This is a genomic window from Streptomyces paromomycinus (assembly GCF_003865155.1).
Taxonomy (GTDB): Bacteria; Actinomycetota; Actinomycetes; order Streptomycetales; family Streptomycetaceae; genus Streptomyces; species Streptomyces chrestomyceticus.
In genome coordinates this window covers 5242461-5258349 of record NZ_BHZD01000001.1, presented here as the reverse complement: position 1 = coordinate 5258349, position 15889 = coordinate 5242461, and the positions used below count along the sequence as shown (strand labels likewise).

At 66.6% G+C, this 15889-nt stretch carries 12 protein-coding genes; 8 read left to right on the top strand and 4 right to left on the bottom strand.

All coding sequences use genetic code 11. From position 1 onward, the window contains the following. The first annotated feature begins 616 nt into the window (after positions 1-616). From OEIGOIKO_RS22295 to OEIGOIKO_RS22280, 4 genes are all read left to right on the top strand, one after another. Positions 617-2086 carry an MFS transporter gene (locus tag OEIGOIKO_RS22295; RefSeq protein ID WP_125055521.1) on the top strand — a complete coding sequence of 490 codons (1470 nt, stop codon included), beginning with the start codon at positions 617-619 and terminating at the stop codon, positions 2084-2086. A 317-nt stretch (positions 2087-2403) separates the two neighbouring features. Continuing rightward, the gene (lhgO, locus tag OEIGOIKO_RS22290) at positions 2404-3621 is read left to right on the top strand and encodes an L-2-hydroxyglutarate oxidase (protein ID WP_125055520.1); all 1218 of its coding nucleotides are present in this window, start codon (positions 2404-2406) and stop codon (positions 3619-3621) included. A 131-nt stretch (positions 3622-3752) separates the two neighbouring features. After that, entirely contained in the window at positions 3753-4718 is a 966-nt protein-coding gene (gene trmB, locus OEIGOIKO_RS22285) for a tRNA (guanosine(46)-N7)-methyltransferase TrmB (RefSeq protein WP_125055519.1), read from the top strand. 28 nt (positions 4719-4746) lie between these two features. Next, positions 4747-6057: a PrsW family intramembrane metalloprotease gene (locus OEIGOIKO_RS22280; RefSeq protein WP_125055518.1), complete on the top strand. Its 1311-nt coding sequence runs from the start codon at positions 4747-4749 to the stop codon at positions 6055-6057. 19 nt (positions 6058-6076) lie between these two features. On the opposite strand, the gene OEIGOIKO_RS22275 is transcribed toward OEIGOIKO_RS22280, so the two are convergent. Continuing rightward, on the bottom strand, positions 6077-7174 hold the full coding sequence (locus tag OEIGOIKO_RS22275) for an MrcB family domain-containing protein (RefSeq protein WP_125055517.1): 1098 nt from the start codon (positions 7172-7174) through the stop codon (positions 6077-6079). 158 nt (positions 7175-7332) lie between these two features. Here OEIGOIKO_RS22275 and OEIGOIKO_RS22270 point away from each other — a divergent pair, with 158 nt between their 5' ends. Continuing rightward, a complete protein-coding gene (locus OEIGOIKO_RS22270; RefSeq protein WP_246177487.1) occupies positions 7333-10473 on the top strand; it encodes a DEAD/DEAH box helicase in 3141 nt (1046 codons plus the stop codon). A 479-nt stretch (positions 10474-10952) separates the two neighbouring features. On the opposite strand, the gene OEIGOIKO_RS22265 is transcribed toward OEIGOIKO_RS22270, so the two are convergent. Beyond that, the gene (locus OEIGOIKO_RS22265; protein WP_125055516.1) at positions 10953-11615 is read right to left on the bottom strand and encodes an ATP-binding protein; all 663 of its coding nucleotides are present in this window, start codon (positions 11613-11615) and stop codon (positions 10953-10955) included. 201 nt (positions 11616-11816) lie between these two features. On the opposite strand from OEIGOIKO_RS22265, the gene OEIGOIKO_RS22260 reads away from it, so the two are divergent. The 3 genes from OEIGOIKO_RS22260 to OEIGOIKO_RS42975 all read left to right on the top strand — a co-directional run bounded on the left by OEIGOIKO_RS22260 (position 11817) and on the right by OEIGOIKO_RS42975 (position 13296). After that, the gene (locus tag OEIGOIKO_RS22260; protein WP_125055515.1) at positions 11817-12653 is read left to right on the top strand and encodes a helix-turn-helix domain-containing protein; all 837 of its coding nucleotides are present in this window, start codon (positions 11817-11819) and stop codon (positions 12651-12653) included. 11 nt (positions 12654-12664) lie between these two features. Continuing rightward, on the top strand, positions 12665-12868 hold the full coding sequence (locus OEIGOIKO_RS22255) for a DUF397 domain-containing protein (RefSeq protein ID WP_125055514.1): 204 nt from the start codon (positions 12665-12667) through the stop codon (positions 12866-12868). A 122-nt stretch (positions 12869-12990) separates the two neighbouring features. After that, complete coding sequence (locus OEIGOIKO_RS42975; protein WP_125058866.1) at positions 12991-13296, top strand: hypothetical protein; 306 nt, start codon at positions 12991-12993, stop codon at positions 13294-13296. A gap of 76 nt (positions 13297-13372) precedes the next feature. Here the strand turns inward: OEIGOIKO_RS42975 and OEIGOIKO_RS22245 are convergent, their stop codons facing one another. Beyond that, positions 13373-14314 (bottom strand): aldo/keto reductase, encoded by a 942-nt coding sequence (locus OEIGOIKO_RS22245; RefSeq protein ID WP_125055513.1) that lies wholly within the window; start codon positions 14312-14314, stop codon positions 13373-13375. A 22-nt stretch (positions 14315-14336) separates the two neighbouring features. After that, a complete protein-coding gene (locus OEIGOIKO_RS22240) occupies positions 14337-15707 on the bottom strand; it encodes an MFS transporter (RefSeq protein WP_125058865.1) in 1371 nt (456 codons plus the stop codon). Between the last annotated feature and the right edge of the window lie 182 nt (positions 15708-15889).

Here is a 15889-nt window from a genome sequence, read left to right as displayed (position 1 = left end):
CTCCTCCCCGCTCCCCGCTCCCCGCTCCCCGCTCCCCGCTCCCGAAAGCAAACCCGCCTACGTCGATTTCCAGCCAAAATCTGTGCGGCCGCGCCCGGTTGGGCCGATACCGGCCAGGGCGCCCGGAGCGCGGCCGATCACCCGCCGGGCGACCGCCGGACCGCCCTGCCGGGCACCCGGACGCGCCCTCGGGACGCCCGCACCGAACGGCCGGGCACCCTCCCGGACGCCACCGCGGCCGAGCCGGCACCTCCCGGGCCGTCCCGGTGGGCCCTTTCCGCGAAATGCGACAGTCCGGGAGGCGGGACTCGCCCCCCGGACCGGACCGCCACCCGCGGGGAATGAGGCGGCGGTGTCCCCCAGCCCACTGGATCCAGTGCAGCGGGCCGACCCACGCAGGTCCCATGGAAGCGCTCCCGTACCAACCCGGCCAGCGCGCACACACGGGCGCACGGCAACACGTACCCGGAGCACATGCCAAACCCCCTGCGGCGGCTTGGACTTGAAACCCGCCATCCGGGACATCGGGCCTTAACGGTAGGGATTCGGCGAACTACTCTGGGTGGACGCGTGCCCCGGGGTACCGGGGCTGCCGTCGCTGTGTCGAGGGGTGCGCATGTCAAGGGATATACGCGGGCCGAACGAGAAGCTCGGCACCGTTCTCGCCCTCGCGGGGATCAGCAATGCCGGACTCGCCCGCCGGGTCAACGACCTGGGGGCGCAGCGCGGGTTGACGCTTCGCTACGACAAGACGTCGGTGGCCCGGTGGGTCTCCAAGGGCATGGTTCCGCAGGGCGCCGCGCCCCACCTGATCGCGGCCGCGATAGCGGGCAAGCTCGGCCGCCCGGTGCCGCTCCACGAGATCGGCCTGGCGGACGCCGACCCGGCCCCCGAGGTGGGCCTGGCCTTCCCGCGCGACGTGGGCGCCGCGGTCCGGTCCGCGACCGAGCTGTACCGCCTCGACCTGGCCGGACGCCGCGGTGGCGGGGGCATCTGGCAGAGCCTGGCCGGATCCTTCTCGGTGAGCGCGTACGCGACCCCCGCCTCGCGGTGGCTGATATCCCCGGCCGACAGTTCCGTCGCGCGCGAAGCGCCTGACCTGCGGGAAGTACGGGACGGCAACGGCGCGACGGGCAAGGACGGCGCCCCCAACGCCGACACCGCGCCCCAGCACGTCGGCCACAGCGACGTCACCAAGCTGCGGGAGGCCGCCGAGGACGCCCGCCGCTGGGACTCCAAGTACGGGGGCGGCGACTGGCGCTCCTCGATGGTGCCCGAGTGCCTCCGGGTGGACGCGGCGCCGCTGCTCCTCGCCTCGTACAGCGACGAGGTGGGCCGCGCGCTGTTCGGGGCGACCTCCGAACTCACCAGACTCGCGGGCTGGATGGCCTTCGACACCGGGCAGCAGGAGGCGGCCCAGCGCTACTACATCCAGGCGCTGCGTCTGGCGCGGGCCGCCGCCGACGTCCCGCTGGGGGGATATGTCCTGGCCTCGATGTCACTCCAGGCGACCTACCGCGGCTTCGCCGACGAGGGCGTCGACCTGGCGCAGGCCGCCCTCGAACGCAACCGCGGCCTGGCCACCGCCCGCACGATGAGCTTCTTCCGCCTGGTGGAGGCACGCGCGCAGGCCAAGGCCAACGAGGCGCGCGCCTGCGAGGTGGCCCTGAAGGCCGCCGAGGGCTGGCTGGAGCGCTCCCGGGAGGGCGACCCCGACCCGTCCTGGCTGGACTTCTACTCGTACGAACGATTCGCCGCCGACGCCGCCGAGTGCTACCGGGACCTGCGGCTGCCCCGCCAGGTGCGCCGCTTCACGGAGCAGGCGCTGTCCCGCCCCACGGAGGAGTACGTCCGCTCGCACGGGCTGCGGCTCGTCGTCTCCGCGGTGGCCGAGCTGGAGTCCGGCAACCTGGACGCGGCCTGCGCGGCCGGCACCCGGGCGGTCGAGGTGGCCGGCCGTATCTCGTCGGCCCGTACGACCGAGTACGTACGCGATCTCCTGCACCGCCTCGAACCGTACGGCGACGAGCCCCGCGTCGTGGAGCTGCGCGAACGGGCCCGGCCGCTGCTCGTGGCCCCGGCGTAGCGCGGGCACGGGGGCGGTACGGAGGCGGCAGGGAGACCGTACGGAGTCGGGTACGGACTCGGGTACGGAGTCGGGTACGGACTCAAGTACGGACTCGGGTACGGAGGCAGGCTCCGGGGCAGTTACGAAAACGTACGAGTGTGAGTACGGATACGGGCGTGATCCTGGGTATGCATGCGGGCCAGAGCCAAGGGGCGGGGGGCAGGCAGGGAACCGGACCTGGCGGCGGACGCGTCCCCGCCGCTCTCCCGGCCCGTTGTCAGACCCCCGCGTCATGATGGGATACGTCTGATTCCAAGGGTTTCAGGGGAGGTGCTGTGACGGCGTACGACTGCGACGTGCTGGTGATCGGTGCCGGCATCGTCGGACTCTCGACGGCCTACGCGATCACGCGCGCCGCTCCCGGCACCCGTGTGGTGGTCCTGGAGAAGGAGCCGGGCCCCGCCCGCCACCAGACCGGCCGGAACAGCGGCGTGGTCCACAGCGGCATCTACTACCCGCCCGGCTCCCTGAAGGCCCGCTTCGCGCTCCAGGGCTCGGCGGAGATGATCAAGTTCTGTCTGGACCACGGCATCCCGCACGAGGTCACCGGCAAGCTGATCGTCGCCACCGACCGCAGCGAGCTGCCCCGCCTGCACAGCCTCATCCAGCGCGGCCGGGAACACGGCATTCCGGTCCGCGAGCTGGGCCCGGCGCAGCTCGCGACGTACGAGCCGGAGGTCAGCGGCCTGGCCGCCATCCATGTCGGCACGACCGGCATCGCCGACTTCGGCGCGGTCGCCCGGCGCTTCGCCGCCCTGGCCACGGACGCGGGCGCCCGCATCGCGTACGGCAGCGAGGTCACCACCATCGGCCGCCGCCCCGGCCGCGTCGCGGTGCGCACCTCCGCCGGCACCGTCTTCCGCGCCCGCACCCTGGTCAACTGCGCCGGCCTGCACTGCGACCGCATCGCGCGCCTGGCGGGCGACGCGCCGGCCATGCGCATCGTCCCCTTCCGCGGCGAGTACTACACCCTCGCCCCGGCCCGTGCCTCCCTGGTGCGCGGCCTGGTCTACCCGGTCCCCGACCCCGCCTTCCCGTTCCTCGGCGTCCACCTCACCCGAGGGGTCGACGGCTCCGTCCACATCGGCCCCAACGCCGTCCCCGCACTCGCCCGCGAGGGGTACGACTGGCGCACCGTCCGCCCCGCGGAACTGGCCGGCACCCTGACGTACCGCGGCTCCTGGCACATAGCCCGCCGCCACTGGCGCTACGGCACCGGCGAACTGCACCGCTCCCTCTCCCGCCGCGCCTTCACCGAAGCGGTCCGCCGCCTGCTCCCGGCGGTCCGCGAAGAGGATCTGCGCCCCGCCCCCGCCGGCGTCCGCGCCCAGGCCGTCCTGCCCGACGGCACCCTCGCCGACGACTTCCTCATCACCGAGTCCCCGTCCGCCGTCCACGTCCTCAACGCCCCGTCCCCCGCGGCCACGGCTTCCCTGCCGATCGGGAGGGAGATAGCCGGGCGGGCGCTGGCGATGCTGGAGACGACGGGCTGAGGCCGACAGCGTGCGGCCGAACCCGTCGCGGCCGCCCCACCCCTGCCTGCCTGCCGCCTACCTACCTGCCATGGCAGCCCGGCCCCCGCCGCCCCGCTCCCGCACTCCCCCGCCCGTAGAATCGACCCACTGTGTCCGAGAACTCCGCCACCCCCGAATCCGGCCCTGCCGCCCAGCCCGGCCCAGCCGCTGAGCCCGGCCCAGCCGCTGAGCCCCCTCCTGTCTCCGCACCTGCCTCCGCCCCCGGCCTCGGTACCGACGCCGACACCGCGCACCCGGGCGAGCGTCCCGGACAGGACGCCACGGCAGCGGTGTCGGCCCCGGTCTCGGCTTCGGCCCCGGCGCACCAGCAGGTTTCCCGCCCCACTCCCAAAGCGATGTTCCCCGACGGCACCGGCCCGGCGGCCGACCCGGCCGGTTCGCACCACGAGCGGCGCATCCGTTCCTTCCAGCCGCGCCGCAGCCGGGTCTCCCCCGGCCAGGCGGACGCCCTGCGACGCCTGTGGCCCCAGTGGGGCCTGGACATCGACGGTCTCTCCCGGATCGACCTGGACCAGCTCTTCGAAGGCCGCCCGGTCGTCCTCGAAATCGGCTTCGGCATGGGCGAGGCCACGGCACAGATGGCCGCCGCCGACCCGGACACCGGCATCCTCGCCTGCGACGTCCACACCCCGGGCCAGGGCAACCTGCTCGGCCTCGCGGAACGCAACGGCCTGTCCAACATCCGGGTGGCCAACGGCGACGCGATCATCCTGCTCCGCGAGATGCTCGCCCCCGCCTCCCTCGCCGGTCTGCGCGTCTACTTCCCCGACCCGTGGCCCAAGAAGCGGCACCACAAGCGCCGCCTGATCCAGCCCGAGTTCCTCTCCCTGGTCACGACGCGTCTCGCGCCGGGCGCGCTGGTCCACTGCGCGACCGACTGGGAGCCGTACGCCGAGCAGATGCTGGAAGTCCTCTCCGCCGAGCCCACCCTCGCGAACGAGTATTCCGGCTACGCCCCGCGCCCGGACTTCCGTCCCTTCACCAAGTTCGAGGGCCAGGGCCTGGACAAGGGGCACGTCGTCCACGACCTCCTCTTCCGGCGGCTCCCGGCATAGTCCGTCCCGCGGTGGTTAGGGTCGATGGGTGAATCCGCCGCAGCCGCCTCCGCTTCCGCCGAAACCGGCGTACGCGCCCGACCCGCGCCACGCCGGCCCCGCCGCGTCGCCCGCGGCGGCGCAGTGGCACTACACACCGCGCCGCCGCCCGGCGCCCTGGCACAGCAAGACGGCCCGCGCCGTCGCTCTCTTCTCGCTCCTGGCCCTCTCCGGCGTGATCATCCTGGCGATGGTCCGCCAGCAGACCGGCACGCAGGGATTCCTCGTCGGCCTCGGCCTGGCCGTCTTCCCCGTACCCGTCCTCATCGCCGGCTTCTGCTGGCTGGACCGCATAGACCCCGAACCACGCCGCAACCTGCTCTTCGCCTTCGCCTGGGGCGCCTGCGCGGCGACTCTCGTAGCCCTCCTGGCCAACGGCTTCGCCACGAACTGGCTGGAGAACAACCTCTCCACCCTCTCCCCCGACGACGCCAAGACCTGGGGCGCGACCGTCTTCGCCCCCGTCATCGAGGAGACCGTCAAGGCCGCTGCCGTCCTCCTCCTCTTCCTCTTCCGCCGCCAGAACTTCGACGGCATCACGGACGGCCTCGTCCTGGCCGGCATCACGGCCACCGGTTTCGCCTTCACCGAGAACGTTCTCTACCTGGGCAACGCCTTCGGCCAGGACCAGTCCCTCGGCCACACCGGCCTCGACTCCCTGACCGCCGCGACCTTCTTCGTACGGATCATCCTCTCGCCGTTCGCCCACCCCCTCTTCACCATGCTCACCGGCCTGGCCTTCGGCATAGCCGCGACCAGCTACCCCCACCGCCGGCCGCTGCGCCTGGCGCTGCCCTTCGTCGGCCTGGCCACCGCCGTCCTGCTGCACTCCATCTGGAACGCCGCCACCACCCTCGGCGACCTCGGCTTCATCACCGTCTACGGCCTCTTCATGCTGCCGGTCTTCGCCGCCCTGACCTGGCTCGCCGTCTGGGCCCGCCACCGCGAGCTCCTCGCCCTGCGCACCTACCTCCCCCCGTACGTCACCACCGGCTGGCTCTCCCCCACCGACCCCGTCTCCCTCTCCTCCCTCAAAACCCGCTCGGTGGCCCGCGACATAGCCCGCCGCACCCACGGCCCCGCCGCCGCCCGCGCCGTAACGGAATACGCCGCCACAGCCACCACCCTCGCCTTCCTCCGCCGCCGAGCCCACCGCACCGGCCCCACCCCGGACTTCCCCACCCAGGAACGGGCCCTCCTCCACCACCTGTGGCACCACAAGCCGGTGGCCCATCCGGCGTTGCTCCAGGCACTGCATACGACGCACCGGCCGACCCCCTCTCCTCCCCACCCCCGCTAGCTCCGTTGCAATCCGGCCGCTAACCGATCAGTCCAACTGCTAGGGCAGAGGGCGATCCGGCCCACCCGGTTGGGGTCCGCCACACGGAAGCGATGCCGCGCTGTTCCAGGTATTCGACGTACGCCCCAATCTCTTCCGTAAAGAGCGCAAGCAGGCTCGGCTGCGTACCGTCTACCTGTTCATGGAGGAAATAGCTGTACTCATAGAGTTGCCCGACTGCCTCACGTACTGCTTTCGTGGGGTTTCCTAGCGCGACCGTCTTCGCCTCAACCAGCCACACTCTTCCGTCCTTTCGAAGCACCAGGTCCCTGGGATGCACTCCTTCGTTGGCTGGGACAAACCCATGCCTCTGAACTTCGCCTCCGAAGGCTTCAATCAGCTGCTCATGGCGCCGAGTCTTCCGTAGGGTCCGCGCCGGGAGGTGCGCTACGTAATCGCTGGCGTCTCTCGGGCGAAATCGCTCCAGCCCCTGTGGCTGCATCCTCTTCTTCGGGACGAACTCGACATGGCGACCATCGGGGCTCCGCTGCTCGCTGAGCCCCCGCTCCACCAACGCTGCGTCCTGGAGAACGTTCGCCAGATGCCAGAGGTCCTCGCGCAATGCGTCCTCGGGTGGCATGGCCTCGATGTCGTAGACACGCGCGGCGACGCTGCCAGCCTCGTATGCCAATGCTCTGTCCACGGAGCTCTTGAGCGATGGCCGCACATCCCACCCCGCGATGGCGTTCTGCGGGAGCAGACTCTGGAGTTTCCGCGCTCGATCAGCGAGATACTCTCGACGCCTCTTGCCTCGCCCCAGTTGATAAGCCAGGGCTGTCACGCCCTGCTGGAGGGTGAGGGTCACCGTCTTCAGGTCTGCCGCAAAGATGTATGCAAGGTAGAGGCCAACCTTGGGATCACGAGTGATCGATGGATCGAAGAATCCAATCCACGGCGTACTACTAGGCCCGCCACTGCCGCCGTACCCCTCCGCCTCAAGTTCGCCTGGCAAGAGGGGGCCTAGGCGATCGCGAACCGCACGCAGCAGGTCTTGAGCAGGTACCCCGATCGATGTCTTGCCCGGGTGGTTGGCGTCGTAGGTGCTGGCTACCTCAACCAGCAAGCTTCGTATCTCCATGCGCAGACACTAGACACGTTCGATCACAAACGGCCAGAACTCGACTACTTCAAGCCACCCACATGTCAGAGGCGGCACCACCCTTGATCGTCCCGTCCTCTCGTGTCAGTCGGCGCTGATACAACCAAGGTGTCGGCAGGCGAGAAGGGGATGTCACTGTGAGCAGTCAGCCCGTGCACGAGGCAGTACCGGTACCCGGCTTGTATGAGCGGCTGATCACCACACGACTTGAGCAGCGCATTCAGGAACTGCAAGAGATCGGGTGGCACGCGGCTGAGCAGCAGGTGGGTGACCAGTCCTCCCCCCACGTGCTCGCTCGCCATATCGCTGAAACCGTGCGGGCCGTCTTGGCATCCCTACCGCCCGAGCAGCGCGTCGAGGAGGCCAACCTCATCTTGGCGTCGCTCCGCTCGCGCGACAGCGCAAAGGACTGGATCGAACTCATCGCCGAGGGACCCCGCCAGCTCACTGCCATCGCTGAACTGGACGAGGCGGGGGCCTATGCGGTGCGCCCCGCTACCCCACTTTCCGAGAGCGCGTTGATCACCAACTCTCCAGAGGACCCGAATCTGGGGTACGAACTGCGCGCTGAACTGGCTACAGCGGACCGCATCGATCTTCTTTGTGCGTTCGTCAAGTGGCACGGCTTGCGTGTCCTAGAAGAGTCACTCAAAGCAGCGAGTAGGCGCGGAGTTCCCATACGCGTCATCACCACGACCTATATCGGCGCCACCGAACGGCGAGCGCTCGACCGACTGGTTAACGATTTCCATGCCGAAGTCAAGGTCAACTACGAGATCCGGTCAACGCGCTTGCATGCCAAGGCATGGCTCTTTCGCCGCAATAGCAGCTACGACACCGCGTACGTCGGAAGCTCAAACCTGTCCCGGGCCGCCTTGCTGGATGGGCTGGAGTGGAACGTCAGGTTGTCGTCCGTAGCAACGCCTGCGGTCTTGAAAAAGTTCGAAGCTACGTTTGATTCATACTGGGCCGAGCCGGCATTCGAGTCATACGACCCAGAAACTGACGGTGAACGCCTCCAGGAGGCTTTGGCGCTAGCTAGCGGTAAGCAGCGTGCGGGTAACCTACCCATCAGCCTTTCCGGTTTGGAACTTCGCCCCTACCCACATCAGCAGGATATGCTAGAACGTCTCCGCATTGAGCGAGAGATTCACGGCCGGCATCGCAACTTGCTGGTAGCAGCGACCGGCACCGGAAAGACCGTTATGGCGGCAATCGACTACCGCAACCTCAAGCGTCAACACGGAAACCGCGACCTCAAGCTCCTCTTCGTTGCCCACCGCCAGGAGATTCTTAAGCAATCGCTTCGCACTTACCAAGAGGCGCTCGACGACGCCAACTTCGGGGAGCTACACGTAGGCGGTGCGGTGCCTCAGGAATGGACACACGTCTTTGCTAGCGTGCAGTCGCTTAATGGCGCAGCACTTGATCGCCTCAGCCAGAACCATTTTGACATCATCGTGATCGATGAATTCCATCATGCGGTATCCAAAACTTATCGACGCATCATAGAACATTTCCAGCCCAGTGAACTTCTTGGCCTCACCGCAACACCTGAACGACTGGACGGCCGGAACGTCCAAGACGAGTTTTTCGACGGTCGCATCGCAGCCGAGATGCGACTGTGGGAGGCGCTGGAGAATGACCTGCTCAGCCCGTTCCACTACTTCGGCGTCGCAGACAATACCGATTTGGAAGCGATCACGTGGAAACGTGGCACCTACGACAGTACCGAATTGAACAACCTGTTCACTGGAAACGACGCGCGCGCACGCCTCATCATTAAAGCCGTTCGAGACAAAGTGGCTGATCCCAGATCCATGAAGGCGCTAGGGTTCTGTGTATCAGTGGACCACGCCCACTTCATGGCCAACTTCTTCCGCCAGGCAGGTTTCGCTGCCGTAGCACTCGATGGCCAGACTCCGCCCACCGAGAGAGCGAACGCACTCACTTCTCTACGCAACGGGACCCTCCAGGTAATTTTCTCTGTAGACCTTTTTAACGAGGGGTTGGACGTCCCGGACGTCGACACACTCCTCCTTCTGCGACCGACAGCCAGCGCCACCATTTTCTTGCAGCAGCTAGGCCGCGGGCTACGTCGTGCACCCGATAAGGCCGTACTCACGGTGCTCGACTTCATCGGGCAACACCGGAAAGAGTTCCGCTTCGAGGAACAGTTTCGCGCACTCACCAACCTCACTCGAAACCGACTGGTACAGCACATTGAGCGCGACTTCCCCCAACTCCCGTCCGGCTGTCAGATTATTCTGGACCGCAAGTCCAAGGAGAGAATTCTCAACAACGTAAAAAGTCAGATTGGCGTCAACGCGTCCCAACTGACGAAGGAAGTTGCGGCATACAGCGAGCGAGATCTGGTCGCCTACCTGCACGAAAGTCAGCGCGAGCTCAAAGAAATCTATAAGGCCGGCAATTCTTGGACTCGGCTTCTCCGGCGAGCTCGCCTACTGGTCGATGACGCGCCGGAAGGTGAGGAAACTCTCCTCAAGCGGATGTCCGCGTTTCTGCATGTCGATGACCCGCAGCGCGTAACCGCCTACACGCGCATGCTAGGAGATGACGCCCCACATTATGATGCGCTCGATTCTACAGGTCAGGCTTACGCTCGCATGTTGTTCTTTTGCTTGTGGCCGCTAGGCGGAGGTTTTTCTAGCTACACTCAGGGATTCGAGGCGCTCCGCCACCAGACCGCCTTCCGGGCTGAGCTCCGGCAGGTACTGGCATATAACCTGGAGCGGACCGAGCACTACCCCATTCCTCTGATCGACGCCCACAGCGCCATTCCTCTATCCGTACACGCTTACTACAGTCGAGAAGAAATCTTGCCTGCGCTAGGACAAGCAGCGGTGGACGGATTCAAACCTGGGCACTTCCGTGAAGGCGTGAAATGGTGTGCCGGTATCAGCACTGACGCTCTCTTGATCACGCTAGAAAAAGATGACAAAGACTTCTCGCCACAGATTCGCTACAAGGACTATGCGATGAGTCCCGAGCAGTTCCACTGGGAGTCCCAAAATCAGACTTCAGAGTCTTCCCCAACAGGCCAGCGCTACCAGAATCACAAGGGTCTGGGCTCTCACGTCCTGTTGTTCGTCCGCCGGTATAAATCAACCGATATCGGCGGTCCGCAGCCTTGGATGCTGCTTGGCCCAGCCGAGTATGTCTCTCACGAGGGCAGTAACCCTATGGGCATCGTCTGGAAGCTACAGCACCCATTGCCCGCGGACGTTTGGACCTACTCGGCCATCACGGGTGGCTAAGGTCCCTAGGTAGCTACCACCCCTTCGACGCCTGATGGCAAAACACCCGCAATTACATCTGCGAGCGATGTCAGGCATCAGGCGGAAAGGGGCTGGGACCCCTCAGACCGAGGGAAGTTTCAGCTCACCTCTTTGGGTACGACCACTCCACCGAGCATGTTCCACCACTACCTGATCTGCGATCCGCCCGACCCTTCCGAGGGTGTACCGAATAGCACTTGGGACGCCTGTGCGGTGGGGCGGGCTCACCTCCCTCACGTGCGCTGGAAATGACACGGCCGCCACACTCGGGCTCACACATACCGCGACCACAAAGCTGTCATCCCGAGCGTCGGCCGGCACCAGCCGGTGCACCACGACGCCTGCCAACAGCCCAGCTGATCGCCCCGCCATGACGAGGAGTTCAACGTCTAGAGCGTCACAAGTCCCCTCGGTGTCCAACCCGTACTCCGCGGCGACCTTCGCGACCACCGCATCCGTCAGTTCCACTGAGCAACGCCTCCCAACTGAGCTTCGAAGTGCATCTGCGCCCGGTCGAGGACGTTCTCTGGGTCACTGCCTTGGGCACGGAGCCACCAGAGGAGATCTGCGATCAGTGCGGTCGCTGCTTCTTCACGTGTCGTGACGCGAAGACGATCACTCAACTCGGTACCACTTGTCGGCACGCAGTCGTAGAGAGTCAGTAGCGCCTCGGCCTTGTGGAGATGCGGTCGGCACGCGCATCGCCGTGGGGTAGCAGCGAGTACGGACAGCTCACACCACGTGCTCTTGCCCGTGGATGTGGGTACGACCCCCCATCGATCAGCCATGGCATCGACGAGGCTGAGCCCACGCCCCGTTTCAGAGTGGGCCGTGAAGGGGCGGAGAGCGGGGAGTTCGGCGCTCAGGGTGTCTCGGACCTCGATGCGCAGCTGCGCAGCGCTCAGCGAGACGGTAAGGGTGATCGGGGTTCCTGAACCGACGTGATCGATCACGTTAGTGATCAGCTCACTGACACAGAGCTCAGCTCGATCTTCGAGGTCAGTGAGCCCCCACGCTTCCAGACGGGCACGGGTGAGTCGTCTCAAGCGAGGAACCACTTCCGGCTCGGCGATGAAGTCGCTCGACCAGTCAGGCTGCGGCAGGCGGTGGTTGGAGTTCATGGGATGTAGCTCCCTCGCATTAGCGCACGTCCAGACGATCACCACTGGTGATGGTCGAGCGTGGTTGGTAGCTCTGCGTGAGAGCGTGGCAGGCGCACATCTCGCCATGCAACGTGCACGGCGGGATTCGCTCCAACGAGTGATTGGCCAGCCTCGGTGCGGCGGGAAGACTGAACCTCCGGTGTCACAAGGAGGTTTGCTATGGCTGGTTCACCCACCGCGCGCCGGCGCCGACTCGCGATCGAGCTCAAACGACTGCGTGAAGACAACAAGCTGACCTGCAACGACGTAGGGAAGGCCCTGGATTGGAGTGGCTCCAAAGTCAATCGCTTGGAGACCGGTCAGGGCAGAGTGCAACCGTCGGACATCGACGCGCTGTGCCGCTTCTACGAGACCAGCGACGACCTTCGGGAACTGCTGAAGGAGCTTGCGAAACAGTCCAAGACCCGAGGCTGGTGGCACGCGTACGGGTCAGCCGTTCCCTCGTGGTTCTCGGTGTACGTCGGGCTCGAAGCAGCCGCTTCCAGCCTGCGCACTTACGAATGCGAGTTCGTTCCCGGATTGCTGCAGACCGAGGGCTACGCGCGCGAGTTGCACCTGGCGACGTCGCAGTCCCACCCGGATGACGTCGAGCGCATGATCGCCGTGCGGATGAAACGCCAAGCCCTGCTGACCTGTCCGCACGCCCCTACCCTGTGGGCGATCATGCATGAGAGCACACTGCGGCACACGGTGGGTGACAAGGACGTGATGTGCGCCCAGTACGAACGCCTCCTGGACGTGGCTCAACTGAAGAACGTCACCGTGCAGGTTCTGCCGTTCGACGCGGGAAGCTACCCCGCCACCGGCGCATACACGATCTTGGGCTTCCCCGAGCAGGAAGACCCTGACATTGTGTATCGCGACGGCTTGACGGACGCGGTCTACCTAGAACAGGTGGAAGATATCGCGTGTTACGCGCGGTCATTCGACGACCTGCGCGCACTGGCGTTGAGCCCACGGAGATCGAGCAATGTGATCAGACAGCTCATGACATAAGGACTGGCCTGATGAATATGGCTTCACCCCCTACCTGGCTCAAGAGCAGTTACAGCAATGGTTCAGGTGGCAACTGCATCGAGACGTTCTCCATACCGGAAGATGACATAACGCTGGTACGTGACTCGAAGCGTTTGGAGGGGCCGATACTCACCTTCCGGACGGAAGCGTGGTGCCTGTTCTTGGACGAGGTTCGAGGATCAGGCTGGGCCTGATTCACACCGGCACAGCATCTCCACGACCGGAGCAAGCCGCGATACCTGCCAAAAGCGTGATCGCAGCTCAAGCGTAAGGTCGAAGGGTCAGTCAAATTGTCCCTGATGTGGAGGTAGTGCTCATGGCTCGGGTGCCGAGTGCGTTGGTTGCTGCTACTGGGCTCGTAGGCGGTTACGGCGTAGCCCGTTGGACCAAGAAGCGGCCGCTTGGTGGGGTGGCGCTGGCTGCTGCGGGGGCTGTGGCGGCTCGGGAGTGGGAGCGGAAGGCTGGGGGGAAGGTTGCTGTGGTGTTGAGTGGGGCTTATGTGGCGGCGTTTGCGGGGTCGCATCCGTTGGCGAAGAAGGTGGGGGCCTGGCCGTCGGTGTTTGCGGTGGCGGGGGTTGTGGGGGCGGTTTCTTGGGTGGTGGCTGATCGGCGCGGTAAGTAGGTTTGTGCCGGTAGACGGTGTGGAGGGCGGTTGCGTACCAGGGGTACGCAACCGCCCTTCGCGTTGCGGGGTGGGGTCAGGCCGAGGCCTCGCCGAGAAGGGTCAGGTCGTCCTGGGTGAGGTGGAGGTCGGCGGCGGACATGAGGGCGGGGAGTTGGCCGACCGTGCGGGCGCTGGCGATGGGGGCCGCGACCGTGGGCTGGGCGGCGAGCCAGGCCAGGGCCACCGTCGCGTGTTCGGCCTGGTGGGTGGCGGCGACCGTGTCCAGGGCGGCGAGGACCTTGCGGCCGCGGTCGGTGGACAGGTATTCGGCGGCCTTCTGGGAGCGGGCGCTGTTCACGTCGCTGTCCGGGCGGTACTTGCCGGTGAGGAAGCCCGAGGCGAGGGCGTAGTACGGGACGGCGGCGACACCGTGGCGGGCGGCGGTGTCGGCGAGGTCGCCTTCGTAGGTGTCTCGGGAGACCAGGTTGTAGTGGGGCTGGACGGCGACGTAGCGGGCCAGGTTCTCGTCGGCTGAGAAGGTCAGGGCGGCTTCGAGGCGCTGGGCCGAGATGTTGGAGGCGGCGATCTCGCGGACCTTGCCGGCCTTGACCAGTTCGTCGAGGGCCGGGAGGAAGTCGGAGACGGCGAGGGACTCGTCGTCGTAGTGGGTGTAGTAGAGGTCGATGTAGTCGGTGCGCAGGCGGGTGAGGGACGCGTCGACGGCGGCCTTGACGGTGGTGGGGGCGAGGCCCTTGAGGTCGGGGTGGGCGCCGACCTTGGTGGCGATGACGACCTGGTCGCGGTTGCCGCGGGAGGCGAGCCAGTTGCCGAGGACGGTTTCGGATTCGCCGCCCTTGTTGCCCGGCGCCCAGGCCGAGTAGACGTCGGCGGTGTCGATGAAGTTGCCGCCGCCGGCGACGTACGCGTCCAGGACGGCGAAGGACTGGGGCTCGTCCGCGGTCCAGCCGAAGACGTTGCCGCCGAGGGAGAGGGGGGAGACGGACAGGGAGCCGAGGGTCTGCTGATGAGTAGGCATGTACTTCCAAACTAGGAGACAACTAGGTGGTGGGGGTCGTCGAGAGCGGGCTGGCGATGCTTTCCAGGGAGCGGCGTTCGGCGCGTACGGCCAGGAAGGCGGCGGTCAGGCCGGCCAGGCACATGAGAGTGGCGCCGATGCAGAAGGCCAGTGCGGTGTCGGCGGCCACGCCGGATTCCGTCAGTTCGGCGAAGACCAGCGGGCCGCTGATGCCGCCCGCGGCCGTGCCGACCGCGTAGAAGAAGGCGATGGCCATCGCCCGGGTCTCCATCGGGAAGATCTCCGAGACGGTCAGGTACGCGCTGCTGGCCCCGGCCGAGGCGAAGAAGAGGACCACGCACCAGCAGGCGGTGAGCGTGGTGGCCGTCAGGTGGCCGGCGGCGAAGAGCCAGGCGGTGGCGAAGAGGAGGACGCCGGAGAGCAGGTACGTGCCGGAGATCATGATGCGGCGGCCGACGGTGTCGAAGAGCTTGCCGAGAAGGAGGGGGCCGAGGAAGTTGCCGGCCGCCATCACGGCGAAGAAGTAGCCGGTGTGCGAGGTCGACACGTCGAAGAACGAGGTGAGGATGGCCCCGAAGCCGAAGGTGATCGCGTTGTAGAGGAACGCCTGGCCGATGAAGAGGGCGAGGCCGAGGACGGCGCGCCGGCGGTAGCGCGAGAAGACGGTGCGGCCGATTTCGAGGAAACCGATGCTTTTGCGGGGGTGGATGGTGATCTCGCCGTCGGGCTCCGGGAGGTGCTCTCCCTTCTCTTCGGTGATCTGTTGCTCGATGGAGGTGACGAGCCGGTCCGCCTCGTCACCCCGTCCGTGGATGAACAGCCAGCGTGGGCTCTCGGGCACATTGCGGCGTACGAGGAGGATGACCAGGCCGAGGACGACGCCGAGCGCGAAGGTCAGCCGCCAGCCCACGTTCATGGGGAAGATGCTGGTGTCCAGCATCACGATGGACAGCAGGGAGCCGCCGATCGCGCCGAGCCAGAAGCTGCCGTTGATGACGAGGTCGACACGGCCCCGGTAGGCGGAGGGGATCAGTTCGTCGATGGCGGAGTTGATCGCCGCGTACTCACCGCCGATTCCGAAACCGGTCAGGAAGCGGAAGAGGAAGAACCACCAGGAGGAGAAGGAGACCGCGGTCAGGGCGGTGGCGGCCAGGTAGACGGCCAGGGTGATCAGGAAGAGCTTCTTACGGCCGAAGAGGTCGGTGAGCCGGCCGAAGAACAGCGCGCCGAGGCAGGCACCGGCCACGTACAGCGCCGCGGCCACTCCGGTGACCTGGGCGGACGAGATGGGCAGCCCGCTGCCCTCTTCGGAGAGGCGGCCGGCGATGTTGCCGACGACGGTGACTTCCAGGCCGTCGAGAATCCATACCGTACCGAGGCCGATGACGACCATCCAGTGCCAGCGCGACCAAGGGAGACGGTCGAGGCGGGCGGGGACGTCGGTGGTGACGGCGGGGGTGGAGGTGCGAGCGCGGGTGGGGGTGTGAGTGGGGGTGTGAGTGGGGGTGCGAGGGCTGCTGTCGCCGGACGTTGCGGCTTCACCGCCGTACTCCGTTTCCGACGTGTCCCCTGCCT

Bases quoted from the DNA above. Each gene is read 5' to 3' on its own strand.
- OEIGOIKO_RS22295 (WP_125055521.1), top strand. From the start codon at position 617: ATGTCAAGGGATATACGCGGGCCGAACGAGAAGCTCGGCACCGTTCTC.
- OEIGOIKO_RS22275 (WP_125055517.1), bottom strand. From the start codon at position 7,174: ATGGAGATACGAAGCTTGCTGGTTGAGGTAGCCAGCACCTACGACGCC.
- OEIGOIKO_RS22265 (WP_125055516.1), bottom strand. From the start codon at position 11,615: ATGAACTCCAACCACCGCCTGCCGCAGCCTGACTGGTCGAGCGACTTC.
- OEIGOIKO_RS22260 (WP_125055515.1), top strand. From the start codon at position 11,817: ATGGCTGGTTCACCCACCGCGCGCCGGCGCCGACTCGCGATCGAGCTC.
- OEIGOIKO_RS22255 (WP_125055514.1), top strand. From the start codon at position 12,665: ATGAATATGGCTTCACCCCCTACCTGGCTCAAGAGCAGTTACAGCAAT.
- OEIGOIKO_RS42975 (WP_125058866.1), top strand. From the start codon at position 12,991: ATGGCTCGGGTGCCGAGTGCGTTGGTTGCTGCTACTGGGCTCGTAGGC.
- OEIGOIKO_RS22245 (WP_125055513.1), bottom strand. From the start codon at position 14,314: ATGCCTACTCATCAGCAGACCCTCGGCTCCCTGTCCGTCTCCCCCCTC.
- OEIGOIKO_RS22240 (WP_125058865.1), bottom strand. From the start codon at position 15,707: ATGGTCGTCATCGGCCTCGGTACGGTATGGATTCTCGACGGCCTGGAA.